General features: G+C 67.4%; 23 protein-coding genes. 14 read left to right on the forward strand and 9 right to left on the reverse strand.

The genetic code is table 11. From position 1 onward, the window contains the following. Nucleotides 1–39 precede the first annotated feature (39 nt). The 8 genes from JX552_RS13975 to lysX all read right to left on the reverse strand — a co-directional run bounded on the left by JX552_RS13975 (nt 40) and on the right by lysX (nt 10832). Nucleotides 40–918, reverse strand: coding sequence for a DMT family transporter (locus JX552_RS13975; protein WP_205877944.1), 879 nt, complete (start codon nt 916–918; stop codon nt 40–42). A gap of 52 nt (nt 919–970) precedes the next feature. Continuing rightward, the gene (locus JX552_RS13980; protein ID WP_205877945.1) at nt 971–2152 is read right to left on the reverse strand and encodes a winged helix DNA-binding domain-containing protein; all 1182 of its coding nucleotides are present in this window, start codon (nt 2150–2152) and stop codon (nt 971–973) included. 16 nt (nt 2153–2168) lie between these two features. Beyond that, complete coding sequence (locus tag JX552_RS13985; RefSeq protein ID WP_205877946.1) at nt 2169–2399, reverse strand: hypothetical protein; 231 nt, start codon at nt 2397–2399, stop codon at nt 2169–2171. A 205-nt stretch (nt 2400–2604) separates the two neighbouring features. After that, the gene (locus JX552_RS33335) at nt 2605–2985 is read right to left on the reverse strand and encodes a PE-PGRS family protein (RefSeq protein WP_277396075.1); all 381 of its coding nucleotides are present in this window, start codon (nt 2983–2985) and stop codon (nt 2605–2607) included. Next, on the reverse strand, nt 2985–5210 hold the full coding sequence (locus JX552_RS13990) for a PE family protein (RefSeq protein ID WP_277396076.1): 2226 nt from the start codon (nt 5208–5210) through the stop codon (nt 2985–2987). Before JX552_RS13990 ends, JX552_RS33335 begins: the two co-directional genes overlap by 1 nt. Nucleotides 5211–5379: 169 nt before the next feature. Next, a complete protein-coding gene (locus JX552_RS13995; RefSeq protein WP_346779304.1) occupies nt 5380–5874 on the reverse strand; it encodes a DUF6653 family protein in 495 nt (164 codons plus the stop codon). Nucleotides 5875–5877: 3 nt separating this feature from the next. Beyond that, complete coding sequence (locus JX552_RS14000) at nt 5878–7386, reverse strand: alpha/beta hydrolase (RefSeq protein ID WP_205877947.1); 1509 nt, start codon at nt 7384–7386, stop codon at nt 5878–5880. Nucleotides 7387–7445: 59 nt separating this feature from the next. Beyond that, complete coding sequence (gene lysX / locus JX552_RS14005) at nt 7446–10832, reverse strand: bifunctional lysylphosphatidylglycerol synthetase/lysine--tRNA ligase LysX (protein WP_205877948.1); 3387 nt, start codon at nt 10830–10832, stop codon at nt 7446–7448. A gap of 383 nt (nt 10833–11215) precedes the next feature. Here lysX and infC point away from each other — a divergent pair, with 383 nt between their 5' ends. The 7 genes from infC (at nt 11216) to JX552_RS14040 (ending at nt 14582) form a co-directional block, all read left to right on the forward strand. After that, the gene (gene infC, locus JX552_RS14010; protein WP_205878434.1) at nt 11216–11806 is read left to right on the forward strand and encodes a translation initiation factor IF-3; all 591 of its coding nucleotides are present in this window, start codon (nt 11216–11218) and stop codon (nt 11804–11806) included. Between the two features lie 55 nt (nt 11807–11861). Beyond that, nucleotides 11862–12056 carry a 50S ribosomal protein L35 gene (gene rpmI, locus JX552_RS14015; protein WP_055579168.1) on the forward strand — a complete coding sequence of 65 codons (195 nt, stop codon included), beginning with the start codon at nt 11862–11864 and terminating at the stop codon, nt 12054–12056. A 90-nt stretch (nt 12057–12146) separates the two neighbouring features. After that, a complete protein-coding gene (gene rplT, locus JX552_RS14020) occupies nt 12147–12536 on the forward strand; it encodes a 50S ribosomal protein L20 (protein ID WP_205877949.1) in 390 nt (129 codons plus the stop codon). A gap of 19 nt (nt 12537–12555) precedes the next feature. Further along, nucleotides 12556–13356 (forward strand): TrmH family RNA methyltransferase, encoded by an 801-nt coding sequence (locus JX552_RS14025; RefSeq protein WP_205877950.1) that lies wholly within the window; start codon nt 12556–12558, stop codon nt 13354–13356. A 93-nt stretch (nt 13357–13449) separates the two neighbouring features. Continuing rightward, nucleotides 13450–13689: a PE domain-containing protein gene (locus JX552_RS34115; RefSeq protein WP_205877951.1), complete on the forward strand. Its 240-nt coding sequence runs from the start codon at nt 13450–13452 to the stop codon at nt 13687–13689. Nucleotides 13690–13902: 213 nt separating this feature from the next. After that, nucleotides 13903–14424, forward strand: a complete 522-nt coding sequence (locus JX552_RS14035) for a PE family protein (protein WP_205878435.1) — start codon at nt 13903–13905, stop codon at nt 14422–14424. Continuing rightward, nucleotides 14421–14582, forward strand: a complete 162-nt coding sequence (locus tag JX552_RS14040) for a hypothetical protein (RefSeq protein WP_205877952.1) — start codon at nt 14421–14423, stop codon at nt 14580–14582. The genes JX552_RS14035 and JX552_RS14040 overlap by 4 nt, the downstream gene beginning before the upstream one ends. A gap of 5 nt (nt 14583–14587) precedes the next feature. On the opposite strand, the gene JX552_RS14045 is transcribed toward JX552_RS14040, so the two are convergent. Further along, entirely contained in the window at nt 14588–15631 is a 1044-nt protein-coding gene (locus tag JX552_RS14045; protein WP_205877953.1) for an oxygenase MpaB family protein, read from the reverse strand. Between the two features lie 239 nt (nt 15632–15870). Here JX552_RS14045 and JX552_RS14050 point away from each other — a divergent pair, with 239 nt between their 5' ends. The 7 genes from JX552_RS14050 to JX552_RS14080 all read left to right on the forward strand — a co-directional run bounded on the left by JX552_RS14050 (nt 15871) and on the right by JX552_RS14080 (nt 26835). Next, nucleotides 15871–16752 (forward strand): adenylate/guanylate cyclase domain-containing protein, encoded by an 882-nt coding sequence (locus JX552_RS14050; RefSeq protein ID WP_431195983.1) that lies wholly within the window; start codon nt 15871–15873, stop codon nt 16750–16752. 9 nt (nt 16753–16761) lie between these two features. Further along, entirely contained in the window at nt 16762–17571 is an 810-nt protein-coding gene (locus tag JX552_RS14055; protein ID WP_241011037.1) for a rhomboid-like protein, read from the forward strand. A gap of 222 nt (nt 17572–17793) precedes the next feature. Continuing rightward, complete coding sequence (locus JX552_RS14060) at nt 17794–19479, forward strand: PE domain-containing protein (RefSeq protein ID WP_205877955.1); 1686 nt, start codon at nt 17794–17796, stop codon at nt 19477–19479. Between the two features lie 166 nt (nt 19480–19645). Continuing rightward, nucleotides 19646–20689: a phenylalanine--tRNA ligase subunit alpha gene (pheS, locus tag JX552_RS14065; RefSeq protein WP_205877956.1), complete on the forward strand. Its 1044-nt coding sequence runs from the start codon at nt 19646–19648 to the stop codon at nt 20687–20689. Next, nucleotides 20689–23178 carry a phenylalanine--tRNA ligase subunit beta gene (gene pheT / locus JX552_RS14070; protein WP_205877957.1) on the forward strand — a complete coding sequence of 830 codons (2490 nt, stop codon included), beginning with the start codon at nt 20689–20691 and terminating at the stop codon, nt 23176–23178. Before pheS ends, pheT begins: the two co-directional genes overlap by 1 nt. Before the next feature lie 184 nt (nt 23179–23362). After that, complete coding sequence (gene folE / locus JX552_RS14075; RefSeq protein WP_205877958.1) at nt 23363–24055, forward strand: GTP cyclohydrolase I; 693 nt, start codon at nt 23363–23365, stop codon at nt 24053–24055. Nucleotides 24056–24294: 239 nt separating this feature from the next. After that, nucleotides 24295–26835, forward strand: a complete 2541-nt coding sequence (locus tag JX552_RS14080) for a PE family protein (RefSeq protein ID WP_205877959.1) — start codon at nt 24295–24297, stop codon at nt 26833–26835. Nucleotides 26836–26862 lie beyond the last annotated feature (27 nt).

Genomic DNA, 26862 nt, shown 5'->3' on the forward strand with positions numbered 1-26862 from the left:
ACACCTACTGCCAACAGCGGGGCCCGCGTGCTCGCTGAGTCAGGCCCGGAGGGTAGCGGCTGCCTTCTCCGTCTCCGCACCTTCCCCACGGGCCAGCGCAATCGTGGCTGCCAGCATCGCCGCGATCGCTAGCGGCAGCGCAACCGCCCCGGCACCCTGGACCGTCAGGTGCTCACCGAGCACCAGCACGCCCAGCATCACCGCGACCAGCGGCTCGCCGACCAGCATGATCGGCACGGAGGCCTGCAAGGCACCGGCATGGAACGCCCACTGCTGCAGCACCGTCGCCGCAACCGCCAGAGCGACCAGCACGTACGGTGCGGGGGCGGTGAGCAGGGCGTGCCAGCCTCCCACCGCGTAGCGCTGCGTGCAGGTCTTGGTAAGCACGGCGATCATCCCGAGCAACAGGGCCACCGCCACACCTAGCCAGGTGGCGCGGACCCGGTCGGTGGTGCGACGGGCAGCCAGCACCGCGACGACCACCGGCACCGCTGCGACCAGCGCCAGCGCCCACGCCGGCGTCGGAGGCCGGTAGTGCCCCTCTCGCGGTTGGCCCACCAGCACGAACACCGCGAGTGCGGCGGTAAGCAGGCTCGCCCAGGCCCACTCGGAGCCCGGCACCCGATTCCCTGACCGCACCGCGCTCAGGGGCAGCACGAACAGCAGGGAGGAGACCAGCATCGGTTGCACCAACAGCAGCGACCCGTGCGCCAAGGCCAGGGCTTGAAACACGTATCCGGCGATGGCGGCGGTGGTACCGGCCCACCACAGCCGGTCCCGAATCACTGCCACGGCACTTGGGGATCCGCCCGCTACCGCCTGCAGAGCGGCCTGCCGAACGACGATGCCAACCGCCGCGACAAACGATGCCAGCAACGCCGAGCCGATCGCGACCGCATGCGACATCAGCCAGTCCATGGCTCAGGCATACCCCTTGTCCCGTGCTTTCCCATCGTCCTGTGCTTCGATGTCACGCCCGAAGGCCCGACTTCGACAGCGGTGACGGGAAGCGTGCGCTGATCCGGACCCCGTTCAGCCATTCGGTGAGCTGGTCGGCCTGCTGCTGCAAGGTCTGTCGCGCTTCGCTGCCGGGGTCTTCCAGCAGCTGCAGATGCACGCGCGCGTCTTGCTTATCGGCGGGGTCCTGACACCAGCCGCCAACCACGCGTCCGTTCCACCAAGCCGTTGGCCCGGCGTTGCCGTTGCTGTCGAAGATCTGCTCGCGATGCTCGCCCAGGTACCAGTGCCGTTCGGACCAGCCCATGGTGGTGGGATCCAGACCGGGCAGCAGGGCGCCGCACGGAGCCACTTCCGGTTCTACGCCCAAGTCGTTGGCCAACGCGTAACCGGCGCCGCCGTGCAAGTCGACCTCCACCGCGCCGATGGTGGCCAGCGCCGCCCGCACCGCGGTCAACGTGGTGCCGAACCACCACTTGATGTCGTTGACCGTCGCCGGGCCGAATGTCTGTAACCATCGGCGGATCAACTCGGCCCGCGCCGCCGCTTCCGGCATCGGTTCGCCGGACTGCGCGAGCCAGTCCGCGGCGGCGCTCCAGCGCGGGCGCGACGCGGTCCAGCCCCCGTCGTTGGGGCCCCGCATGATGTCACCGCGCGCAGACAGCACTGTCAACACTCGCGGCGCCACGGGAACCGTGCCGCCCCAGCGCTTTCCGGGGGCCGGGTCGTAGTTGCCGGCCAACTCCGGCAGCGCTTTGCGCAGTTCGGTGCTGCTGGTCGGGCCGTGGTCAGCCAGATGGCGCACCACCGCGGCGCACGCCTGGTCCAGCCAGCTCTCGCCGTCCGTGGTCACGCCGGCCTTATGCAGGTCGGTGAGCAGTCGGCGCCGCTCGGTGTCGGCTACCTGAGCGCTGGCCGCCGACTGAACCAGCCCCACGTCTTCGGAGTTCACCACCCATAAGGTCCTACGCATCGCCAGTTGCTTGACGGCAGAGCGCTTCTCGTACAGAACCCGGTCCAGGTCGCCGGTCGAGAACGCGCGGCACCGCGCCCACAGTGACAGGTAGGGAGTGGCAGGATCGGTGGCGTGCAGGCCTATCAGCCCGGCGGTCACCCGGGACACGGAGCCGGCGCCGGAAAGAAAATGCCTGCGCGCCAACCGGTTCCGGCGTTCGGCGATGCTGAATCTACGCATCAGTCACCGAGTGACGTCAGTCATCGGTGCGCATCGACTCCCGGATATTCGCCAGGCGCTCGGCTGCCGCTCGCTGACGCTGCTCGTACTGCTCCTCGACGGACCTGCCTTCGGCGGTTTCGGCTGCGAGTTCTTCGGCACCCTGCGCGGCCCCGAAGCGCGACTCGATCTTCTCGCGCACCGAGTCGAATTTCGGCACGCCGGAGTCGTCGTATCCGGGGTCGGTATTCGGCGGCTGTCCAGGCATGCTGAACAGGGTACTGGCGCAGGTTCTTGAAGGCGTTCTGACGGCAGCGGTGCTGATCCTGTCTGAACCAATCAGCGTATCCGCCGGCGGAATAGCCGCAGACGGCAAAGGCGAGTAGCAGGGAAAGTCCGGACAAGCCGTCACCCGATGTACTTGCGGGCCGTCGGCGGCAATTCCTGCGCTCGAAGCGGTCAACGATGCGGGGTTACGGTACTCCGTCGAACCCGTTCAGGCCGAACAGCAGCACTGATCCGCCACTCCCGCCGCTCCCCGACGTAGGACCCGTCCCGCCGTTGCCGGCGTTGCCGCCCACACCCAAAAGCACGGCGCCACCGCCCATCCCGCCAGCACCTCCCTTGGACAACCCGGAGTCGGCCGCGCCACCGGCGCCCCCGGCTCCTCCCGTCCCGAACAGCGGGCCCGCAAGGCCGCCGGATCCGCCGGAGCCCCCGACAACAGTGAGACCGATCCCGCCCGCCCCGCCTGCGCCGCCACTGCCGATCAGGGACGCGCTACCACCGTTTCCACCAGCCCCGCCGGTGCTCGAAGACGGTCCGCCGGCACCGCCGGCGCCGCCGTTGGACATCAGGAAGCCGGCGCTGCCGCCGTTGCCTCCGGCACCGCCCGATCCCGTCGAAGCTCCCGAACCGCCGGTTCCGCCGTCTCCTCCGCCGCCGAACAGCAGGCCGGCGTTTCCACCGGTTCCGCCTTTCCCGCCGTTGTTAGTGCTCCACCCGCCGGCTCCGCCGTTGCCGCCGGGGCCGGCAAGCAGGCCGGCGTTGCCCCCGGCGCCTCCGGCGCCCCCGGTGGAAGCGCCAAGTCCGCCGCCGCCGCCGTTTCCGCCGCCGGTGCCCAGTAGCCCGCTGTTGCCGCCAGCGCCACCGACACCGCCGACCGCACCGGGGCCGGCCAGACCGGCTCCGCCGAGCCCACCGTCACCACCGGCGCCGAACACCCCCCGGTCCCGCCGGAACCGCCGGCCCCGCCGCGGCCGCCAACGACATTGGTGAGACCGCCGCCGCCCCCGCCTCCACCGTTGCCGCCGAGGACGCCACCGGCGCCTCCAGACCCTCCCGCTCCAGCATTGCCGACCGAGGAGTTGCCACCGGTTCCGCCGTCGCCGCCGGTGCCCCACAACCCAGCGGCTCCGCCGGCGCCCCCGTTAAGGCCCGCGGCGCCGGAGCCGCCCGCCCCACCGTCGCCAAGTAACCACCCGCCGGGGCCGCCGCCTTGACCGGTGCCCGCCTGTCCGGGTGTGCCATTGCCGATCAGAGGACGCCCGGTGAGCGCTTGGGTCGGTGTGTTGATTGCGGCGAAGATCTGTTGCTGCAGGGCGTGTAGCGGCGAGCTGCTGGCAGGAGCGTTATAGCCGTCTAGCCCGACCAGCAAGCCGCTGGTGCCGCCGAGGCCGGTGCCGCCGAGCGCCGTACCGGTCCCGCCGACGCCGCCGTTGCCGCCGTTGCCGATCAGTACGCCGTTGCCGCCGTTTCCGCCCTGTCCGCCGGCGCCACCCAACAGGCTTGCCCCTCCGCTACCGCCGGCACCCCCGGTGCCCCACACCACGCCGCTCTGACCGCCGGCACCACCGTGTCCGCCCACGCCGTTTCCACTGGCCCCGCCGGCTCCGCCGCTTCCACCGCCGCCGAGAACTCTGGCGTCACCACCGGCTCCGCCGGCCCCGCCGGTTCCGGCGCCGCCGGCGCCGCCAGTACCTCCGGCTCCGGCCGCCCCGATCAAGCCGGCGGTACCGCCTGCCCCGCCAGCTCCGCCCGCACCAGCCTGGCTGGACCCGCCGGCCCCACCAGAACCGCCGTCACCGAATAGCAATCCTGCACTGCCGCCATGCCCGCCGGCCCCGGCCGAAAAACCGGGACCCTGGTTGGAACCTCCGGCACCGCCAGGCCCACCGTTGCCGAACAACAATCCGCCCGCTCCGCCCGCTCCGCCGGTTGCGCCGTTGCCCAAGCCGCCGCTAGACCCGCCGGCTCCGCCGGCCCCGCCACCGGCGCCCAACAGACCTGCCAGTAAGCCGCCGGTTCCGCCCGCTCCGCCGACACCCCCGCCAGTCCCGCTGGCACCGAATCCGCCTGCCCCTCCGTGTCCGCCCGCGCCCAACAGCCCGCCGGCGCCACCGAGTCCGCCCCCGCCACCGGCGGCGCCGGTGCGGCCGTACCCTCCGTCGCCGCCGGCGCCGCCACTGCCTGACAGAAAACCGCCGGCGCCCCCGGCGCCGCCGGCTCCGGCGGTGTTTCCAGCGCCACCAACAATGCCGCCGGCGCCACCGGTACCGCCGGTGCCGAATAGCCCTGCGGCCCCGCCATTGCCGCCTTTTTGTGCCGGCGCGCCGGAGCCGCCGGCTCCGCCGTCACCGAACAACCATCCGCCCGGTGCGCCGTCTTGCCCGGTACCCGGAGTGCCCGCCGCGCCGTTGCCGATGAGTGGGCGCCCGGTCAGGGCCAGGAAGGGACCGTTGACTGCGTTGAGCAGGCTTTGCTGGACGATCTGCAGTGGACTGGACAATGGGGCAGCGGTCGCTGCCTCGGCGAGAGCATAAGAACTGCCGCTGGCGGCCAAGACGTTTGCGAACTGGGCATGGAATGACGCCGCTTGTCTGCTGACCAGTTGATACGCCAGCCCGTGCTCGGAAAAAAGAGCGGCAACAGCGGCCGACACCTCGTCCTCGCCGGCGGCCAGCAAATCCGCCGTCCGCCCCGCTGCGGCAGCGTTGGCGGTGCTTAGCGTCGCGCTGATGGTAGTCAAACCTGTTGCAGCAGAGCAAATTTCATGTGGTGTTACTGCCAAAAGCGACATATCGACTACTCCCGTGTGGCCGGACCGACCGGCGGCCGATTGCCAAAACACGCTTGGCGGATTGAGTCATTGAAGTGCATCACATAGTTCAGACCTGCACCGCCTATTTGGGCGATATGGGCGGCGAAAAATTATCTGTAAGGGCCTAGCCGTCGCACCGGATACGAAATCACCGAGAATGGCGAGACGATTTCCCGCTATCGCTCTGCCAAAGCCGATGTTCGGCGCTGTTTGTGTGCGAATCCTCGGGGGAGGCCCGCTCCAGGTAGCCCACCATCTGCTGCCAGTAGAGCATCGTCAGCGCCATCTGTGCCGCCACGGCCAGCAATGCTGGACGCAGTCGACGACGCCGTGCGGCGACGACGCCTACGGCTGCCACCGCGGAGGTCACCCCGCTGACCACCATCGCGGCATCCCGCGGGCGGCGGGTGATCCACAGTTCTTCGCCCAGCATCGCCCGCGTTGCCCAGGCGCGGTGGTCGTGTGGCTTCCCGAACACGAACGGGTTGATTGCCAGCCACGCCCCGACCAGCACCGCGTGGATCGGCCGTCGGGTCCAGATCGGAACGAGGGTCAGCGGTGTGCTGGCCCAGCGCGTCCACGCGCTCCACGGGTTGCAGTGCCGCGCGAAAATGGCGCGACGGATCCGGGCAACCGGGAACACCTGCTACCTACCGGCCGCGACCAGCTGCGGGTTCGGCGGTCCGGTGGGCGTCGGGGGCGAAGCGGTTCCCGGCAGGGGGATCCTGGGCACCCCGGGTGTACCCAACCGGCCGGCCAGCCACGGCAGCGCCGTCGCGAAGGCCTGGTCCGCGAACGGCCAGTCGTGCTTGCCCGGTTTCGGGACCACCGCGCAGTCGATAGCGTAGGAGCGCCCCAGCGCGCACAGCGCATTGGCGGCTGCCGTCTGGTTACTGGGATTGGCTTCGGCGTCCCGCCCGGCCTCTTGCATGGCAGCGGTGTCGGCGATCGGCAGTTCACGATGCGACGGGATCGCGAACCACCCCGCAACGCCGGTGTACGGCCCGTGCCGGGTGATCACCGTGCTCGGGTCGAACGACGCCCACGCCGCGGCGTCACCGCCGAACAGCCGGGAGATCGTCTCTTGCTTGTTTCCAGCGTTGGGATAGAGGTCGCCTGCCACGTCAACGAATGAGCTGAACAAGTTGGGATGCATGACAGTCAGATCCGCCGCGCAGGTCCCGCCCATCGACCAGCCCGCGATGCCCCAGTTGGCCGGCTCGGGGCTGCTCCTGAATTGCGAAACCATAAACGGAACAACATCTTTGGTGAGATGGTCAGCGGCGTTGCCGCGCCGTCCGTTGACGCACTCGGTGTCGTTGTTGAATGCGCCACCAGAGTCCACGAACACCAGCATCGGAGCGTTGCCGTCATGCGCGGCCGCGAAGGCGTCGACCGTCCGCACGGCATTTCCGGCGCGTACCCAGTCAGCGGGCGTGTTGAATTGACCGCCGATCATCATCACGGTCGGCAGCCGCGGCGGCGGATAGCTCGCGAACCAGGCCGGCGGCAGGTACACGAGCTCACCGCGATGCTTGAAATGCGACGCCTCAGCTGGGATCACGACCGGCACGAGGCTGCCGTGCGGCGGGCGTTCGCCGCTGCCGACCATGGCGGCGATGGTGGCCGGATCGGTCTGGTCGGGAAGCGGTCCGGAGGTCAGCTGCCCCCAGAATGCCTGCACGGTCGGGAAATATCCGACCCACATGTTGAGGGTGAGCGCGGTGCTGAACAGGCACAGCGGCACGGACAGCAGCGCGATGCCCCGGCGCCACCAGTGTGCGCTGCCCCAGCCGAGCAACAGCACCGTCACAGCCATTCCGGCTAATCCGGCCCAGGCCCACAACGCATCTGGGGCCGGTTCGGTGGAAATCCGGCTGACGCATGCGCGGGTCGCGTAGGCCGCAGCCGATCCGGCCAGCGCTGCCAATGGCAGCCAGCGCAGCCGCCAGGCCCGCGTCCGCCAGCCGATGGACAGCAGCAGCGCCACGCCGGTCACGACCTGGACGGTGAAAGGCACCCAACCGTGCATCAGCGAGGTGTGGCAGAAGGCTTGAGTCGAAAGCTCGTCAGCGGACGCCGCCGTCGCCCAGTCACTGGGCGTCGACGCGGTCACGGGTTCATTCTTGTTCGCCGGAATCCCATCCGGGACCATGTTTCCGCACTATTTCCTGTGAGTTAACTGAGCCCGGGTGCGCCAGCTAAGACGAGGTCCTAGTGCGGTTTTGCGAGCGGGAACGGCAGAGTCTCGCGGATGCTGCGGCCGGTGATCAACATGACGACACGGTCGACACCCATTCCGAGCCCTCCGGTGGGGGGCATCGCGTACTCCATCGCCTGCAGGAAGTCTTCGTCGAGTTCCATCGCTTCGGGGTCGCCGCCGGCGGCCAGCAGCGACTGCTCTTCCAGGCGGCGGCGCTGTTCCACCGGGTCGGTGAGTTCGCTGTAGGCGGTACCAAGTTCGACTCCCCAAGCCACCAGATCCCAGCGCTCGGCCACCCCGCGCTTGCTGCGATGTGGCCTGGTAAGCGGAGACACCGAGGTGGGGAAGTCGATGTAGAAGGTCGGGTGCTCGGTGCGTTCCTCGACCAGGTGCTCGTACAGTTCCAGCACCACCGCGCCGGCGTCCCAATAGGGGCGGTAGGGGATGCGGGCGGCGTCGCACAGCTTGCGCAGAGTCGTGAGCTCGGTGTCGGGATCGATGTGCTCACCGAGGGCTTCGGAGACAGCGTCGTGGACCGTCTTCACCGGCCACACGCCGGAGATGTCGATAGGTTCCAAGCCCGCCTGGTGGCTAATCGAATCATCCTGAGTCCTGGGCCGCAGCGCGATCTGAACGCCGTTGGCAGCCTCGGCGGCATTCTGGATGAGCTCGCGGCAGCCGTCGATCCACATCGTGTAGTCGGCGTGTGCCTGATAGGCCTCCAGGAGCGTGAACTCGGGATTGTGGCTGAAGTCGACCCCCTCGTTGCGGAAGGCCCGGCCGAGTTCGAAAACGCGCTCCACACCGCCGACACAAAGCCGTTTGAGGTACAGCTCCGGGGCGATCCGCAGGAACAGGTCCATAGCGTAGGCATTGATGTGGGTCACGAACGGACGGGCGGTGGCACCCCCGTGCACCTGCTGCAGAATGGGCGTTTCGACCTCGATGAATCCCTTGGCGAACAACGTTTCGCGAATCGAGCGCAGTGCGCTGCTTCGGGCGGTGATCAGGTTGCGCGATTCCGCGTTGACCGCCAGGTCGACGTATCGGGTCCGCACCCGGGCTTCGGGATCGGTGAGGCCCTTCCACTTATTGGGCAAAGGGCGCAGGCATTTGCCGATCAACCGCCAGTGGGTGACGATCAGCGACCGGGTGCCCTTGTCGCTGAATCCCATGTGCCCGGTCGTCTCCACCAGATCACCAAGGTCGATCGTCGCGTTGAAGTCCGCCGCCCGGTCTTGCTCAAGACGTGAGTTGTCCAGCAGCAGCTGCATTTCGCCCGACCAGTCGCGCAGATGCGCGAACAACACGCCGCCGTAGTTGCGGACCCGCAGGATGCGCCCGGCCACCGAGACGGGTGACCCGTCTTCGGCCGCCAGCGCCGCTGTGACGCTGTGGCTGGGTGGCTCGCCGACGGGATAGGCGTCAACACCCTCCTCGTTGAGCTGCTTGAGTTTGGCCAGCCGGACCCGCACCTGCTCGGGTTGGCGCCGGGCGCCGTCGGCCTCGGCGTCGGACAGGTTCTCCGCCTGCAAGCTGCTGACGTCGGGTGCCGTGCCGTCGGGATGTAACAGCCCGGACTCCACCAATCGCTGTGGCACCGCGGGGTGGTGGCCGGTGTGGACCTTGTCGCGCCGGGTGAACGGAAGTACTAGGAAGCCTTCGGCGATAACCGAGGCGACGCCCACCCGCGGCATCATGCGGGCGTCGTCGTAACACGCGTACCGGGGCACCCACTCGGGCTGGTATTTGGCGTTCGAGCGATACAGCGTCTCGATTTGCCACCACCGCGAGAAGAACACCAGCAGCCCGCGCCACAGCCGCGCTACCGGACCTGCGCCCAGTTGCTCGCCCTGCTCGAACGCTGATCGGAAGACCGCGAAGTTCAGTGAGATCCGGCTGATGCCGAGATTCTCGGCGTGCAAGGTGAGCTCGCTGACCATCAATTCGATGGTCCCGTTGGGGGACTGTCGGGATCGGCGCATCACATCCAGTGACACCCCGGTGGTGCCCCACGGCACCAGCGACAACATCGCCACCACTTCGCCGCTCGGGTCGATCGCCTCGACCAGCAGGCAGTCGCCGTCGGCCGGGTCGCCGAGCCGGCCCAGGGCCATCGAGAAGCCACGTTCGGCTTCGGTGTCACGCCAGTTGTCCGCCCGTGCGACGGTCTGTTCCATCTCGTCCGGTGAGATGTCGCGGTGACGCCGGATGCGCACCGTCAGCCCGGCCCGGCGGGCCCGCGTCACGGCTTGGCGCACGCCGCGCATTTCCGGGCCGGAGAGCTTGTACTCGGCCGGGCGCAGGATTGCCTCATCGCCCAGCACCAGGGCGTTGAGGCCCGCCTCACGGTAGACCTGTGCGCCCTGTGAGCTGGCGCCCATGACGCCCGGTGCCCAGCCATACGTCTGGCATAGCTGCAACCAGGCGTCGACGGCCTGTGGCCATGCCTTCGGGTCGCCGACGGGATCGCCGCTGGCCAGGCAGACGCCCACCTCGACGCGGTAGGTGAGGGCGGCGCGGCCGCTGGGGGCGAAGATCACCGACTTGTCGCGCCGGGTGGCGAAGTAGGCCAACGAGTCGTTCTTGCCCCACAGCTCGACCAGACCGCGAATCGCCGACTCGTCCTCACCCGTCAGGGCATTGTCGGCGCGCTGGGACAGGAACAGCACGATCGCGGCGGCGATCAGAGCGAACGCTCCGAAGAGCCCGAAGATTGCGTTGAGGAACACGTGCGGCCGGCCGGTGAACAGGTCCGGGTCGGCGAAGCCGAAACCGATGACCCGGTTGGCCACGTAGGGCAGCCGGTCCGGAGCTGCCAGGGTGCCGGGGAACATTTCCACCAGACCCCAGGACGCCAGAATTCCGATGAGGCCGCCGATCAACAAGACGCCCGCCGCCCTGAACAGCGCACCTCGGCGGACCTTGGCCCAGAACTCGCGGTAGCCCAGCACCAGAAGGACAATCGCGACCACGTGGAAGGCGAAGCCCAGGTTCTCGCCGAACGCCTCGGCGGGGGTGTTGCCGCCGGCGGCGATGTCCGCGGCGTTGATCGCCGCGGCGACCACCATGTTGCCCAGCAGCAACACCCAGGCGATGCGCTTGCGCGCCGTCAGCGCCGCGGCCAGCAGGGCCAGCACAAATGACCAGGCGAAACTTGTGTCCGGAAAGTTGAACAGGTAGCTGTTGATGAACGTCCGCGGCTGGTGGATCAGCCAGCGGATCAGCGGAGACAAGCTGGCCAGCAGCGACACGGTCGCGATGACGCCGACGGTCCACCCGGCTGCCGCGGGCAGCCAGTGATACCGGGAAGTCGCCCTTCGCGTCGGGCGCGGCTTAGTGAGTGTCACAGACCGCGAGGATATTCCCTTGAGCCGGGAAATTCCCGGCTTGGTCATGCTTAGCCGCCTACATGCTAAGACTGGCTTGGTAAATGGAGACCGCATGTTCGCATTCGCCGGGTTGGCGGGTCCGCCCGTTGTGCCTGCTAGACTGATCGCTGCGACCATCCCGGCGGCAAGCCAGGGACAGTGAAGAGGAGTCCCACTCCCACCGTTTGCCACGAGATTTCTCAAGGCAATTCGGTCCGGTCACAGGCATCGTAAAGATGCCTGTTCTGTGCGTTGCGCAGGCGGTTTGACCCGTTCAAACCGCGATCGGTCGGCAATGGGCCCTGCATGTGCAGGGCTTTTTTGCTGATGGTTGGTGTGCTCCCACCGCTGTTTCCGGCTCGGTCCGAGGTTTGTGCCGCACCGGAATAGAAGCCAACGAGGGAGGCCCCATCAGCACTGAGACCCGCGTCAACGAGCGCATTCGCGTGCCTGAAGTTCGATTGATCGGCCCGGGGGGAGAGCAGGTAGGCATTGTGCGTATCGAAGACGCACTCCGCGTTGCCGCGGACGCCGATCTCGACCTTGTCGAAGTTGCTCCCAATGCCAGGCCGCCGGTCTGCAAGATCATGGACTACGGCAAGTACAAGTACGAGGCGGCGCAGAAGGCGCGTGAATCCCGCAGGAATCAGCAGCAGACCGTCGTCAAGGAACAGAAGCTGCGACCCAAGATCGACGACCACGACTACGAGACCAAGAAGGGCCACGTGGTCCGCTTCCTCGAAGCGGGGTCGAAGGTCAAGGTCACCATTATGTTCCGAGGCCGCGAGCAGTCCCGGCCGGAGCTGGGCTACCGACTGCTTCAGCGTCTGGGCGCCGATGTCGCCGAATACGGATTCGTCGAAACGTCGGCCAAGCAGGACGGCCGCAATATGACGATGGTGCTGGCACCACACCGGGGCGCGAAAACCCGAGCCAGGGCACAGCATCCGGGAAGTGCGGCGGGGCCGGCCGATTCAACCGGTGACGCCCAACCGTCCTAGCAACCACTCGCAGCACCACCAGAACAGCTCACGCAACCAGGAAGACCGAGGAAACATGCCCAAGGCCAAGACCCATAGCGGGGCTTCAAAGCGGTTCCGGCGCACCGGTACCGGCAAGATCGTCCGGCAAAAAGCCAATCGCCGGCACCTGCTCGAGCACAAAGCGACCAAGCGCACCCGGCGGCTCGACGGCCGGACCGTGGTGTCCGCGAACGACACCAAGCGGGTCAACTCGCTGCTCAACGGGTAGCCCAGCGCGTCACCGCATCCCCCACGAAACCCCTATCGACAGCGGCCTTTCGGCAGCCGCGATCGATTTTGAACGAGAGTAGGAACACCCATGGCACGCGTGAAGCGGGCAGTCAACGCCCACAAGAAGCGGCGCAGCGTCCTGAAAGCTTCGAAGGGCTATCGCGGTCAGCGATCCCGGCTCTACCGCAAAGCCAAAGAGCAGCAGCTGCATTCGCTCAACTACGCCTACCGTGACCGTCGCGCCCGTAAGGGCGAGTTCCGTAAGTTGTGGATCTCGCGGATCAACGCCGCCGCGCGTGCCAACGACATCACCTACAACCGGTTGATCCAAGGCCTCAAGGCCGCCGGCGTCGAGGTGGACCGCAAGAATCTGGCCGACATCGCCGTCACCGATCCGGCGGCGTTCACCGCACTCGTCGAGGTCGCTCGGGCAGCACTGCCCGGGGACGTGAACGCCCCTTCCGGAGAGGCTGCCTAACCGGTCGGGTCCTCAGACGATGAGGGCCGCCCTCACCGAACGCTCGGCCCGGGTGGTCGCGGCGGTCAAATTGCACCGCCACGTCGCCCGGCGCCGGGCGGGTTTGTTTCTCGCGGAGGGCCCGAACCTGGTAGCCGCGGCTCTACAGCGCGGGCTGGTTCGAGAACTCTTTGTCAGCGAGGACGCCGAGCGCCGCCATGACGCGTTGGTCACCGGGCAGCGGGTACCCGTCCACCTGGTGACCGAACGGGCGGCAAAAGCATTGGCCGACACGGTGACTCCGACAGGTCTGGTCGCGGTGTGCCAGGTCCCGACGACGAGCCTGGACGACGTCCTGGCAGGCTCGCCAAGGCTGGTCGCGGTCGCGGTGGACATCAACGAACCGGGCAACGCCGGCACTATGATTCGCATCGCCGACGCGATGGGCGCCGCGGCGGTGATCTTGGCCGGCCACAGCGTCGACCCCTACAACGGCAAATGCTTGCGCGCCTCGACCGGCAGCATCTTCTCGGTACCTGTCACGGTCGCACCCGATGCCGTGGCGGTGCTCTCCTTGCTGCGCGCCGCCGGCCTGCAGGTGCTGGCCACCGCCGTGGACGGGGAGATCTCCCTTGACGACGCCGACTTGGCGCTTGGGCGGCCGACGGCCTGGCTGTTCGGACCGGAAGCCCACGGCCTTTCGGACGAGGTCGCCGCACAGGCCGATCACCGGCTGCGTATCCCGATGGCCGGGGCTGCGGAGAGTTTGAATGTTGCTGCGGCCGCCGCCATTTGCATGTATCAGAGTGCCCGGGCGCTGAAGCTGGGTCAGCGCACCTGACTTTCTCGTCCGGATGGTGAAAACATCCGAAATGCACCCGGTGACCGTCGTGGCGGCTGACCGTTACCATTCGCCTCTCGTCTAATTGGCCGGATGGGGGGGTCGGCGGTATCTCTTTTCAGGGACGTTCCGGAAGCCGTGACAGCGGCACTTGGCAACGTAGAAAGTGTGAAATCTGTGCTGCGCATCGCAAGCGACGCGGCGGTGTGTCGCAACACTGCAATCGCGCCTCGCGGTGCTGGGGAGATCACGTCGGCGACCACGAGGCTATTCGGATCGGCATCGCCAGGAATTTACGGTCGTCAATCCCATGTCTTCGTTTTCTCGCGTTGATTTCGTGACACTGTCGAACGGCAGAGCGCTTCAGTGGGTGAATGCCCAGATCGCCAGCTCAGCGTTGCGATGGCGAACGCATCGGGCCAGCGCAGCAACGGGTCAATTCGGAGGCAAACACCGTCAAGCGCCGAGCGCTCGTGCGCGACAGCAAACCATTTGGGCCGCGAGGATTTCTTCGCGACATGCGAATTCGATGAGCTGTGATCCGATATCCGGCTTCCGGCACTCGATGAGATTTCGACTGCGATCGCAGCGCTTCTGGGAAAGCACGGCCGACAATTTCAGGCATTGAGCGCCCGGACCGGGGTCTACCACGACGCCTTCGTCAACTTACTGAACAGCGGTGCCGCACAGTACCTGAGTGCCGAATTCGCCAACGTGCAGCACACTTTGGCGAATGTTGGACCTATTGGCGCAGCCGAGGCCAGCCCCCTGGTGGCTCTCATCGGCCTCACCACCGTGAGGCAGAGCTCCGGTTGCGGCCCGTTGCAGGTTTCCTCGAGCTTCGGCCTGGGTGGGGTGTACCAATCCGCGATCCTCAACGGTCCTCTGGGGCAGGTGGGATCGTTGTCGCTGAGTGTTGCACCGATCATCCCAACCGACCTCTACAGTGTCGTCGGCTTCGCTGCCAATGTGACCGGCACCGTGAATACGGCGTTCGGTCCCGTGTCGTGGATGTCGGCGGGGGCAACCTGTTCGTCTCGCCGACGGGAGTGTTCACCGGATCATTGAACGGACCCACACCGTTGGGACCGGTCGCGATAACGGTGATCGGAACCGTACCCACGGTTGTCGGCGGCTCGATCACCGCGCTGGGCTGGGAATTCCACTTCCGCGGCACCCAGTTCGGTTTCACCCCGCGGTTCCTGCAGCCACTCGGTGTGATCTAGCGGTTTCAAGCCGCTCGAATGCGGCCGCGCGCCGGTCGCAGGCCGGCGATCGACAGCGTGCCGTGCACCAGGGCGCCGGCGCGTTCCATGATCATCCTGGCCGGCTCGAGCGGGGAGCGGGGTCGGGGCGGGAAGTAGTGCATCGGCAGCCCGCGGCGGTCCCGCGGCGGCGCCATGAACGCGGGCGCCTCGACGAGTGGTGCGTCGCTGCGGATGCGACCCTCCGCGCGGCGGTAGGCGGCCAACGCGCGCGGGTGAAGACGGATTTCGTCGGGTACCGCAAGGAAAGCCAGTTCGACCAGCTTGCCGAATACCCGCAGCAGGATTTCATCGCCAGGAGTCCAGTGCATTCCCGCCTTTTCCCGCACCGCGGGCTCGAAGAGGCCGGCCGCGATCCAGCGCTGGCCGGCGACCATGGGCTTGAACAGCTGGTCCCAGATGGGCGTGGGAATGAGGACGAATTTCGGCTTGGGGATCCGCATATTGAAGATTTCGAGAGTCGCCCGATTGATCTCGAGTTCGTCGCGACCGACCCGCTCCCAGTATTCCTGGAATTCTTCCCACGAGCCGGGCACCGGCCGCATGCTCATCCCGTACATCCGGTACCACTGCACGTGTTCGTCGAACAATTGACGCTTCTCGGCTTCTGTCAGTCCGCCGCAGAAGTACTCCGCCACTTTGATGACGAGCATGAAGAACGTCGCGTGTGCCCAGTAGAACGTCTCGGGGTTCAGGGCGTGATAGCGCCGGCCTGCGCCGTCGGTGCCCTTGATGGTCCGGTGGTAGCCCTTAATCTGCTGGCCGGTCTGGGCCGCGCGGTCGCCGTCGTAAACCACGCCCATGATCGGATACACCGACCGGGCCACCCGCTGTAGAGGTTCGCGCAGCAGGATTGAATGCTCCTCAACCCCCGCGCCGAGTTCGGGATACATATTCTGGATCGCGCCGATCCAGATGCCCATCATCCCGGTGCGCAGGTCTCCGAAGTACTTCCAGGTCAACGAGTCAGGCCCGAGAGGGTCAGCCGCTGTCGTCGGAGAAACAGTCATCACGGCCTCCAAAGCGCCTCATTTTGCGCTCACGATAAACGGTGACAACATGCGTTGTCTAGCACCCGGAGATATGCGTCGGACCTGTGTTACGCACTCTCCACAGCACCGGTGCACTTGCGTGATCAGGGCGTTTGTGGCGCGCTACGACACAGGTGGGGAGTGCCTCGTTGCCCTGTTCAGCCCGCAGCACCTACCCTTGCCGAGTGGAGGTCGGGTCTGGCGAAGCGGAGTCCGGCGTGCCCGAAGAGACCGCGACAGCGGTGGCGCCAGAAGGCGCCGCATCCCGGCGTTCCCCGACCAAGTGGCTCAGCAACACCAATCACAGCCCGGGCGTGGTGGCGTTCGTGAAGCGGGCGCGACGGTTGTTACCGGGTGACCCCGAGTTCGGTGATCCGCTGTCGACGGCTGGTGAGGGCGGTCCGCGGGCGGCCGCACGGGCCGCCGACCGACTGCTGGGCGATCGTGACGCCGCATCGCGGGAAGTCAGCCTGGGCGTCTTGCAGGTGTGGCAGGCGATGACCGAAGCCGTCTCACGAAAGCCGGCAAACCCCGAAGTGACCCTGGTGTTCACCGATCTGGTGGGGTTCTCCACGTGGTCGCTGCACGCCGGGGACGACGCCGCCCTCACGTTGCTGCGCCAGGTTGCCCGTGCGGTCGAGTCCCCGCTACTGGACGCCGGCGGGCACATCGTCAAGCGGATGGGCGATGGCATCATGGCGGTCTTCCGTCGTCCTGGCGTTGCGGTCAAGGCCGTCCTGGCAGCCCAAGAAGCCATCAAATCTGTTGAGGTGCAAGGTTATCGCCCTCGGATGCGGGTGGGCATCCACACCGGAAGGCCACAGCGGCTGGGCTCGGACTGGCTGGGCGTCGATGTGAACATCGCGGCCCGAGTCATGGAACGCGCCACCAAAGGCGGGGTGATGATCTCAAGTCCCACGCTAGACCTGATCCCCCAGAGCGATCTGGACGCCATGGGTGTCACGGCCAAGCGGGCGCGCCGGCCGATGTTCGCCAGCAAACTGACTGGCATCCCGCCGGATCTGGCGATCTACCGCCTGAAAACTCACAAGGAGTTGTCAACGAGCGATAACACAAATGAGACAAACGCCCATGCATAGTGGAAAGCGATGACTGCTTCCTTTTTCACCCGGCTGTCTCGGGTGCGATTCACCGTGGCCTACGTGGCGGCCCTGTTCGCCGTGAGCGTCACAATGCTGATGTTGAGCCCGCAGGCCCATGACCGCGTTATTCGGCATGCCAGCACGAACCTGCACAACCTATCGCACGGGCGGCTCGGCACCCTGATCGGCAGTGCCTTCGTCGTGGAGGCCGGACCGTTGTGGTTCTGGCTGCCCTTCCTGACCTGCCTGCTGGTGTTGGCCGAGCTCCACCTACACACCATCCGGCTGCTCGTGGCATTTTTCGTCGGGCACATCGGGGCCACGCTGGTGGTGGCGGCGGCGTTGGCCATGGCGGTCAAGATGGGCTGGATGCCTTGGTCGATCACTCGCGTCAGCGATGTGGGCATGAGTTATGGCGCCCTGGCCGCGCTCGGCGCCCTTACCGCCACGATCCCGCCGCGGCTGCGGTGGGGGTGGATCGGCTGGTGGATATCGGTGAGTGTGGCCGCAGCCGTCATCGGTGGCGAATTCACCAACGCGGGGCACGCCGTCGCCGTGACGCTGGGGGTCTTGGTTTCGTTCAGCTTTCGTGCGCCGATCCACTGGACGCCGGCGCGGTGTCTGATGCTGCTGGGTTCGGCAGGTTTCGGCTTCCTGATGCTCGTCCACAGCATCTGGGGGATGGCCGGCGGCGCCGTTTTCGGTCTGACCGGAGCATTGCTGGCCCACCTCGTTGCGCGCCGATTCGGTCATCGCCCCGCACCGAACGCCGCCCCGGTCACTGCACGTGCCGTAAGCAACCGAATAGCAAACTAGAATTTGGTTCGACTCCGGAGCTGACAGGCTCGAGTTGGTGTATCGGCAAGTTTCTGTGCAGCTGGGAGATGGTTTGCCAAAATTCCTGGTAGCGACCATATTCCCAATGATATCCGGCTCGGAATGCGTTACTTCCCAATCATATTGTTGTGCCTGGCGATTGAAACATGGATGAGTGCGTGGCAACGTATGCTCGGCGCGTACAACCGACCGGAGGATGCCATGCCGTTTGTGATCGCCGATCCGGAGATGCTGCTCGCCGCGGCGGCGGATCTCGAAGACCTCGGCTCGGTGGTGGTGGCCGCCCATGTGACCGAGGGTCTTACCGGGCTCGCACCGGCCGCCGCTGATGAAGTGTCGGCGGCGATCGCGGGTGCGTTCGGCGCTTACGGTCAGGAATTCCGCGCCCTCAGCGCTCAGGTGGCGGCTTACCACTCGCGCTTCGTGCAAGCGATGACCGCGAGTGCGGTTTCGTTTGCCGGCGCGGAGGCGGTCAACGCCTCGGGGCTGCAGCTTCTCGAGCGACAACTGCTCACCGCGATGAATACGCCCACCCAGCTGTTGCTGGGCAGGCCCCTGATCGGCGACGGTGCCGACGCATCCGTGGCGGGTGCTCGCGGGGCCGACGGTGGCCTGTTGTTCGGAAATGGTGGCCGAGGGGCCGCGGGCGCGGGCGGTCAGGCCGGCGGCGCGGGAGGCGACGCAGGTTTGTTCGGCAACGGCGGTGCCGGCGGCGCTGGGGGATCGGCGGTGGCGGGCGTCAACAACGGCGCAGCGGGGCGTGGCGGTGCGGGCGGGCGAGCTGGACTGTTGTTCGGTTTGCCCGGTATCGCCGGGCAGGACGGTAGCCCGCTGCCCACACCGACCCCGACACCCACCCCGACCCCGACACCCACGCCAACCCCGACGCCCACGCCGACGCCCACGCCAACCCCGACGCCCACACCGTCCGGCGCCGAGCAGGTGTTCTCCCCCTACGTCGACATGACGCTGTGGCCCCAATTCGACTTCGCCGGTGCAGGCAGTGTCGGGAGCATCGAGGATGTGACGCTCGGTTTCGTCACCGCCAACTCACAGGGCCAGCCGGCGTGGGGAGGTTTCGACGCCTACACGATCGGAAATGGCGGATCGCTGGCGGACGGCACCCTGATTTACCAGATCAATAACCAGATCACCGCGATGCGCGGCGCCGGGATCGATGCCACCATCTCGTTCGGCGGGGCGGCTAACCAGGAACTAGCGCTGACGACACCTACAGCGGACCAGCTGGCCGCGAAATACGGCTCGGTGATGAAGGCCTACGGATTCCACAAACTGGACTTCGACATCGAGGGCTCGGCGCTTGGCGACACGGCCTCCCTGACCCGTCGTTCACAGGCGATCGCAATGCTGCAGGCGGACGGGATCGCCGCTGGTAAACCGGTCGAGGTGTCGTTCACCCTCCCCGTGATGCCTACTGGGCTGACCCCCGACGGGCTCAGGGTCGTGCAAAACGCGATCGACAATCACGTGCAGGTCGGCCGCGTGAACATCATGGCAATGGACTATTTCGACCCCAACTTGGCTCCGTACGAGGGGAGGATGGGGGATTACGCGATTCAGGCGGCTACCTCGGTCCAGGATCAGTTGACAGCGCTGTATCCCTCGAAGTCCGACGCCGAGATCTGGGCCATGATCGATGTGACACCGATGATCGGGGTGAACGACAATCCAGTCGAGGTCTTTACCTTGGCCGACGCGCAGAAGCTGACCGATTTCGCTGAGCAGAAGGGGCTTGGCGGTCTGCACATGTGGTCGGTCAACCGCGACTTCCCGGGACCGCTGGGCGTCTTGTCGAACACCAGCAGCGGCGTTGCGCAAAACCCGTGGCAGTTCTCGCAGACCTTCGAGGAATTCGACGACGACTGATGCCCGCCGTGGTGATCCTTGCCACACGCTGCCATGTCTTATGATCGGCAGTTGCGTCATACCCTGCCGTGAACCCTCCCGCTGACGATGCGGGCCGCGCTCGAGCCCATCGCGCGGGGTAGAGGCCGGGCAGCCCGACCAGCCTCAGCAAGGAGAGTGCCGCCGCGTGGGTGATCAACCCGTCGACCTGTCGCCGGAAGCCCTGGCCAAGGCGGTCGAGGCTGCCCAGCGTGCCATTGCGGCCGCGGATACGTTGGATGCGCTCGCGCACGTCAAGACCGAATACCTGGGAGACCGCTCACCGCTGGCCGTGGCGCGTCGAGCGCTGGGCAGTCTGCCCAAGGAACAGCGTGCCGACGCGGGCAAGCGGGTCAACGTCGCGCGCAGCGAAGCGCAACACAGCTACGACGAGCGCGTGACAGTACTGCGCGCCGAGCGCGACGCCGACGTGCTGGTGGCCGAACGCATCGACGTCACCCTGCCCTCGACGAGGCAACCGACCGGCGCGCGGCACCCGATCACCATGCTCGCCGAGCACATCGCCGATACGTTCGTCGCGATGGGCTGGGAACTGGCCGAGGGTCCCGAGGTCGAAACCGAGCAGTTCAATTTCGACGCGCTCAACTTCCCTCCGGACCACCCCGCCCGCAGCGAGCAGGACACTTTCTACATCGCGCCGGAGGATTCTCGGCAGCTGCTGCGCACCCATACCTCGCCGGTGCAGGTGCGAACTCTGCTGGAGCGCGAGCTGCCCGTCTACATCATCTCGATCGGGCGCACTTTCCGCACCGACGAACTCGACGCCACCCACACACCCGTCTTTCACCAGGTGGAGGGGCTGGCTGTGGATCGTGGGCTGACCATGGCGCACCTGCGTGGCACCCTCGACGCCTTCGCCCGTGCAGAATTCGGGCCGATGGCGCGCACCCGGATGCGCCCGCATTTCTTCCCGTTCACCGAACCGTCGGCAGAGGTCGACGTCTGGTTCGAGGGCAAGAAGGGCGGTGCCGACTGGGTGGAGTGGGGCGGCTGCGGGATGGTCCATCCCAACGTGTTGCGGGCCGCAGGCATCGACCCGGAGGTCTACTCCGGCTTCGCCTTCGGCATGGGGCTGGAACGCACGCTGCAGTTCCGAAACGGCATACCCGACATGCGTGACATGGTGGAAGGCGACATCCGTTTCTCGCTGCCGTTCGGGGTGGGGGCGTGATGCGCGTTCCCTACAGCTGGCTGCGCGAGGTCGTCTCAGTCGGTGCGCCGGGCTGGGATGTCGGCGCCGGTGAGCTCGAGCAGGCGCTCGTGCGCATCGGTCATGAGGTGGAGGACGTGGCCCGGCTGGGTCCGGTCGAGGGCCCGCTGGCCGTGGGGCGGGTGACCGAGATCGAGGAACTGAGCGGCTTCAAGAAACCCATCCGAGCCTGCCGAGTCGACGTTGGTGGCACGGAGCCTCATCGGGAAATCGTTTGTGGAGCAACCAATTTCGTGGTGGACGACCTGGTGGTGGTGGCTTTGCCGGGCGCCATCCTGCCCGGGAATTTCACGATCGCCGCGCGTAAGACGTACGGCCGTAACTCCAACGGCATGATCTGCTCGGCCGCCGAACTCGGCCTGGGGGCAGATCATTCCGGAATCCTGGTCCTGCCGCCGGGAACCGCCGACCCCGGCGCTGACGGCGCCACCGTATTGGGCCTGGACGATGTGGTGTTCCAGTTGGCCATCACCCCTGACCGCGGCTACGGACTGTCGGTGCGGGGACTGGCTCGCGAGATCGCCTGCGCTTACGACCTGGACTTCGTCGATCCCGCCGATGTCGAGCCGTTACCGGCGCAGGGCGAGGCATGGCCGTTGACCGTGGACCCCGATACCGGGGTGCGTCGGTTCGCGCTGCGCCCGGTCATCGGGATCGATCCGGCGGCCGTGTCCCCGTGGTGGCTGCAGCGGCGACTGCTGCTCTGCGGCATCCGGGCCACCTCACCGGCTGTCGACGTCACCAACTACGTCATGGTCGAACTCGGCCACCCGATGCACGCCCACGATCGCGCTCGGGTCACCGGCGGCTTCGAGGTGCGCTTCGCCCGGCCCGGGGAAACCGTGGTCACCCTCGATGACGCCGAACGCACGTTGGAGCCGATCGATGTCCTGATCGTCGACGATGTGGCGACCGCCGCGATCGGCGGCGTGATGGGTGCGGCCAGCACCGAAGTGCGCGCTGACTCCACCGATGTCCTCCTGGAGGCCGCGGTCTGGGATCCCGCGGCCATATCGCGTACCCAGCGACGACTGCACCTGCCCAGTGAAGCGGCACGCCGGTACGAACGCGCCGTCGACCCGGCCATCTCGGTAGCCGCGTTGAACCGGTGCGCACGGCTGCTGGTGGACATCGCCGGGGGCGTGGCCGAACCCTTCCTGACCGACTGGCGAGGCGAGCCGCCGCGCGCGGACTGGGCACCGCCACCGATCGAGATCTCGGCCGATCTGCCGGATCGGATCGCCGGAGTGGCCTATGCACCGGGCACCACCGCACGGCGTCTGGCCCAGGTCGGCGCTTCGGTGTCACAGAGCGGTGGCATGTTGACCGTCACCCCGCCGAGCTGGCGCCCCGATCTGCGGCAACCCGCCGACCTCGTCGAAGAGGTGCTGCGACTGGAGGGCCTCGAGGCGATCCCGTCGCTGCTGCCGTCGGCTCCCGCAGGCCGGGGCCTCACCACCGCGCAGCAACGCCGCCGGGCGATCGGGAAGTCGCTGGCGTTGTCGGGCTATGTCGAGATCCTGCCTACGCCATTCCTGCCGGCCGGGGTGTTCGACCTGTGGGGACTGCCGGCCGACGACCCCCGGCGCAGCACAACCAACGTGGTCAACCCGCTGGAAGCGGATCGCCCGCAACTGGCCACCACGTTGTTGCCGGCCCTACTGGAAGCGTTGCACCGCAACGTTTCCCGTGGCCTGGGTGATGTCGCACTGTTCGCTCTCGCGCAGGTGGTGCAGCCGACCGAGCAGACCCGCACCGTCGACCTGATCCCGGTCCACCGGCGCCCCACCGATGACGAGATCGCCACCCTGGATGCGTCGCTGCCTCGCCAACCGCAGCACATCGGCGCCGTGCTGGCCGGCCTACGCGAGCCGCGCGGGCCCTGGGGGCCGGGGCGGGCCGTGGAGGCCGCCGATGCGTTTGAGACGGTACGGATCATCGCCCGCGCTTGTGGCGTGCATGTCACACTCCAAGCTGCCAAATACCTGCCGTGGCACCCGGGCCGATGCGCGGAAGTTCTCGCCGCCGGCACCGTGGTCGGCCACGCGGGACAGCTGCACCCGGCTGTCATCGAACGCGCCGGGCTGCCGAAGGGGACCTGCGCGATCGAACTGAACCTGGATGCCATTCCGGTCGGCGGCGTGCCGCCCGCGCCGCGGGTGTCGCCTTTCCCGGCGGTATTTCAGGACGTCAGCCTGGTCGTGGGGGACGACGTTCCCGCGCAGGCGGTCGAGGACGCCGTGCGTGAAGGGGCCGGCGATCTGCTCGAGCACCTGCAATTGTTCGACGTCTTCACCGGCCCCCAGATCGGTGCGCAGCGCAAGTCGCTGACCTTCGCCATGCGGTTCCGGGCGCCGGACCGCACGCTCACTGAGGAAGACGCCACTGCGGCGCGCGACGCGGCCGTACGGTGCGCTGCCGAGCGGCTCGGCGCCGAGTTGCGTAGCTAAGAAGACCGACGGACGTCGGTTTCGCCGAGGCGTCTTCCCTTTTTGCCAGCGGATACTTCCGGTGTCCCATTCTTGTTGAATTTGTTTCAACAGTTTGCTAAGAGTTTGGCCGTGCTGGCGTAACATTCTCGGACGGGTGCCGGAGCCGAACCGCTTTCCAGCACCGCTGGCGAGGGGAGTCTGCATGAAGAACTTGGCCAACCAGCCGGACAATGTCATCGAGATGGCGGGCACCGCGACAGGGATCACCCCGAACCTGGCCACTCGTTGGTTCGACATTCCACCGCGGGGAATTTCCGAGTCGCAGTGGGAGCGTTTCCGGTCCTCGATCGCCGAGATCTTCACCGCGTTCGGGTTGGACCTGGACACGCCGGGAACGCGGGAGACTCCGCAGCGCTTTCTCAGGGCGCTGTACGACATCACCGCCGGATACGACGGCGACCCCAAGCTTGCGACAAGCTTTCCGACGGAGCGTGGCGAGTCCTCCGAAGCTGCGCCCTCGCAGGTGATCGAAGGGCCGATCGACTTCAACTGTCTTTGCGAGCATCACGCCCTGCCTTTCTTCGGAACCGCGTTCATCGGTTACATCGCAGGCGACCAGATCATCGGTATTTCGAAGTTGACGAGGCTCGTCCGGCTGTTCGCGCGCCGGTTCACGGTTCAGGAGCGGCTCGGCGAGCAGATCGCCGACGGTCTGATCGCGCTGATCGACCCGCGTGGCGTGGCCGTGCACCTGGAAGCCGCCCACCTCTGTACGCACCTGCGGGGCGTTGAGGAGCATTCGCGGACGACCACGATGGTGTGGCGCGGCGAGTTCGCCGACGCCGATCTGCGCCGCGAGTTCCTCGCTGAAGTGCGCGCGTTGCGGTGCGGCTAGCGGTTCCGCCAGGGCGCCAGTTGGCCTTCCTGCCCCGAAGTTTCGGGGCCGCAGTCGATGCGCTACCGCCGGTGATCCCGCCTCGCTCGCCGGTGTAGCGGTCAGGCTGGGTGCTGAGTCCGGTGTGAATGTTTGTATTTGGTCGGTTTTGCCGCGGGTACCCACACCTGCGCTCTAGGCTCCCTCTTGCCCTGATGAAGTTCAGGCAAAACTCCGCAACGGAGCGAGGGGAGCCCGAAATGTCCTACTTGGTTGCTACGCCGGACTTGGTCACCGCAGCCGCGGACAATCTGGCAGCTATACGCACGGCCCTGGGCTCGGCCGCGTCGGCGGCGGCGGGCCCCACGACCGGTTTGGTGGTTGCTGCCGGCGACGAGGTATCGGCGGCCATCTCGCAATTGTTCGGCAGCTACGGCGAACAGTTCCAGGCGCTGAGCGCGCAGGCGACCGCATTTCATGCGGACTTCGTGAGTTTGCTGAACGGCGGCGCGACGGCCTATGCCGCTGCCGAAACTGCGGCCGCATCGCCGTTGCAGACTGTGCTCGACGTGGTGAACGCGCCAACTCAGACATTGCTGGGACGCCCGTTGATCGGCAATGGCGCCGACGGCCCGGACGGGACGGGGTCGAATCCCGGGAGGGACGGTGCGCCGGGCGGCATCCTGTACGGCAACGGGGGCAATGGCGGGGCAGGTGGACCCACCGGCGGCGCGGGCGGTGCCGGTGGAGCCGCCGGGTTGATCGGCAACGGCGGAATCGGTGGTGCCGGGGGTGCGGGGCCGGCTGTCGGCGGAGCCGGCGGCGCCGGTGGTGCCGGTGGCCTGTTGTTCGGCAACGGCGGCGCCGGCGGTGCTGGTGGTGTGGGAGCGACCGGGACCGGGGCCGGCGGCGCCGGGGGCAATGCCGTGCTGTTCGGCGACGGCGGCAACGGCGGCAGCGGGCCGACCGGCGGCGCCGCTGGTCGCGCGGGAGTTTTCTACGGTAACGGCGGCGACGCCGGCACCGGGTCTGGGCAGGCCGGAGCCAACGGCGGCTTGTTCGGCAATGGCGGCAACGGCGCTTCCAGCGCGACAACTCCCGGCGGTGCCGGGGGTAACGCGTACTTCGGCAATGCCGGAAACGGCGGATCGAGCGCCGTTGGTGCCGGCGGTGCCGGCGGGAACACCATGATCGGCCAGGGCGGGAACGGTGGTTCGGCCGGGGGCGCGGAGAGCGCGGCGGGCGGGACCGGCGGCAGCGCCGGGCTCTATGGTTCTGGCGGATACGGCGGGAACGGCGGCGCCGGCTTGGCAGTTGCTGGCGTCATTGGTCTCAGTGGCGGCTTCGGCGGTGCCGGCGGTAGCGGCGGACTGCTTGGCGGTAACGGTGGAGCCGGTGGTGCCGGCGGCACAGGTGGGGCCGGCGGTATCGCCGGAGCCGGAGCTGGCGGTAACGGGGGGGCGGGCGGCAACGCCAGTTTCTTCGGTAATGGTGGGGCCGGCGGAGCCGCCGGCGACGGCGGCGCAGGCTTCCTCGCCCTCCCCGGCGGCGCCGGTGGCGTGGGTGGTGATGGCGGCACCGCCGGGTTGCTGGTCGGTAACGGTGGAGCCGGTGGCAACGGTGGAGCCGGCGGAGTAGGCGGTGGCACCCTCGGCAAAGGCGGCGCCGGCGGCGCTGCCGGAGTCGGCGGCGACGGCGGACTGCTGTACGGGAATGGCGGTGACGGCGGGGCCGGTGGAGCCGGCGGAGCCCGCGGAAGCGTCGGCGCATCAGGCGGGAACGGTGCCAATGGCGGTGATGGCGGCAATGCCACGTTATTCGGTACCGGTGGGGCCGGTGGCGCAGGTGGGGCCGGTGGAAGCCCCGGCGGAGGCGCCGCCGGCGGACCCGGCAACCCGGGCACCAACGGCCTGTTCGGGACGGGCGGTTCACCCGGCGCCGCCGCGAGCTCCTACTCCGCTGCGAGCACCTCGCCTCTGGGGCCCTACGAGGACCTGCTGACTAACACGCGCGCCAACCTGCAGAGCATCGGCGATGCGTGGCTGGCTGATCCGGTGCCATTCGTGAACCAGTTCCTCACCAACCAGTTCAATTACGCTTCGCTGAGCTTCACGGCGCTTACCAGTGCCACCCGGGACTTCACGATTGGGCTGGCCAATGTGCCTGCGAACCTGCGGGCCGGCGACGTGGCGGGGGCTTTGGTGGGTCTCTTCGTCAGTGGCATCAACGCCAGTGATTTCGCGAACATTCAATTGCTCGGCACCGTGGGCGACCTGTTTCCCCCTCTGACTATCCCCGGCGATATTTCGCAGAACTTCACGAACGTGATCAGGACGGTCCTGGACACGAACATCGCCTTCGCGCTCGACACCACAGCCTTGACCGGGACAGCGACCGTTGGATTGCCGCTGGCGATGACACTCAACGCCGTGGGCTCGCCGATCACCACAGCGCTGGCGTTCGCAGACAGCGCAACCGCGGTTACGAGTGCACTGCAGGCCGGGAATATCCCGGCCGCAGCGACCGCACTGATCGGTGCGCCGGCCAATATCGTCAACGGCTTCCTCAATGGCGAGGCCGTGCTGCCGCTGGGGCTGCCGCTATCGGCCACGGCAGGGGTTCCCGTGACGCTCGATATTCCCGTGGGAGGGATTCTGTCGCCTCTGCGGCCTTTGGTGGCCAATGTGGTCGCCCCGGTGATCGGGCCGGTTTCCGTCACCCTCGGGGGGACGCCCGCCGGCGGCATCATTCCCGCCCTACTCAGTTACGCACCCGGGCAGCTCGCCAAGGCGATCGCGTAGCTAGCAGACCATACCGGCGTACCGGCG

Source organism: Mycobacterium gordonae (genome assembly GCF_017086405.1).
GTDB lineage: Bacteria > Actinomycetota > Actinomycetes > Mycobacteriales > Mycobacteriaceae > Mycobacterium > Mycobacterium gordonae_D.

What these genes read in the sequence shown, in the direction of transcription:
- JX552_RS13985 (WP_205877946.1), bottom strand. Translation starts at nt 2,399, where the DNA reads ATGCCTGGACAGCCGCCGAATACCGACCCCGGATACGACGACTCCGGC.
- JX552_RS14000 (WP_205877947.1), bottom strand. Translation starts at nt 7,386, where the DNA reads ATGGTCCCGGATGGGATTCCGGCGAACAAGAATGAACCCGTGACCGCG.
- JX552_RS14055 (WP_241011037.1), top strand. Translation starts at nt 16,762, where the DNA reads ATGACTGCTTCCTTTTTCACCCGGCTGTCTCGGGTGCGATTCACCGTG.
- JX552_RS14045 (WP_205877953.1), bottom strand. Translation starts at nt 15,631, where the DNA reads ATGACTGTTTCTCCGACGACAGCGGCTGACCCTCTCGGGCCTGACTCG.
- rplT (WP_205877949.1), top strand. Translation starts at nt 12,147, where the DNA reads ATGGCACGCGTGAAGCGGGCAGTCAACGCCCACAAGAAGCGGCGCAGC.
- lysX (WP_205877948.1), bottom strand. Translation starts at nt 10,832, where the DNA reads ATGACCAAGCCGGGAATTTCCCGGCTCAAGGGAATATCCTCGCGGTCT.
- JX552_RS14080 (WP_205877959.1), top strand. Translation starts at nt 24,295, where the DNA reads ATGTCCTACTTGGTTGCTACGCCGGACTTGGTCACCGCAGCCGCGGAC.
- JX552_RS13980 (WP_205877945.1), bottom strand. Translation starts at nt 2,152, where the DNA reads ATGCGTAGATTCAGCATCGCCGAACGCCGGAACCGGTTGGCGCGCAGG.
- JX552_RS33335 (WP_277396075.1), bottom strand. Translation starts at nt 2,985, where the DNA reads ATGTCCAACGGCGGCGCCGGCGGTGCCGGCGGACCGTCTTCGAGCACC.
- folE (WP_205877958.1), top strand. Translation starts at nt 23,363, where the DNA reads ATGAAGAACTTGGCCAACCAGCCGGACAATGTCATCGAGATGGCGGGC.
- JX552_RS34115 (WP_205877951.1), top strand. Translation starts at nt 13,450, where the DNA reads ATGGGGGGGTCGGCGGTATCTCTTTTCAGGGACGTTCCGGAAGCCGTG.
- pheT (WP_205877957.1), top strand. Translation starts at nt 20,689, where the DNA reads ATGCGCGTTCCCTACAGCTGGCTGCGCGAGGTCGTCTCAGTCGGTGCG.
- JX552_RS13990 (WP_277396076.1), bottom strand. Translation starts at nt 5,210, where the DNA reads ATGTCGCTTTTGGCAGTAACACCACATGAAATTTGCTCTGCTGCAACA.
- JX552_RS14060 (WP_205877955.1), top strand. Translation starts at nt 17,794, where the DNA reads ATGCCGTTTGTGATCGCCGATCCGGAGATGCTGCTCGCCGCGGCGGCG.
- rpmI (WP_055579168.1), top strand. Translation starts at nt 11,862, where the DNA reads ATGCCCAAGGCCAAGACCCATAGCGGGGCTTCAAAGCGGTTCCGGCGC.
- JX552_RS14025 (WP_205877950.1), top strand. Translation starts at nt 12,556, where the DNA reads ATGAGGGCCGCCCTCACCGAACGCTCGGCCCGGGTGGTCGCGGCGGTC.
- JX552_RS13975 (WP_205877944.1), bottom strand. Translation starts at nt 918, where the DNA reads ATGGACTGGCTGATGTCGCATGCGGTCGCGATCGGCTCGGCGTTGCTG.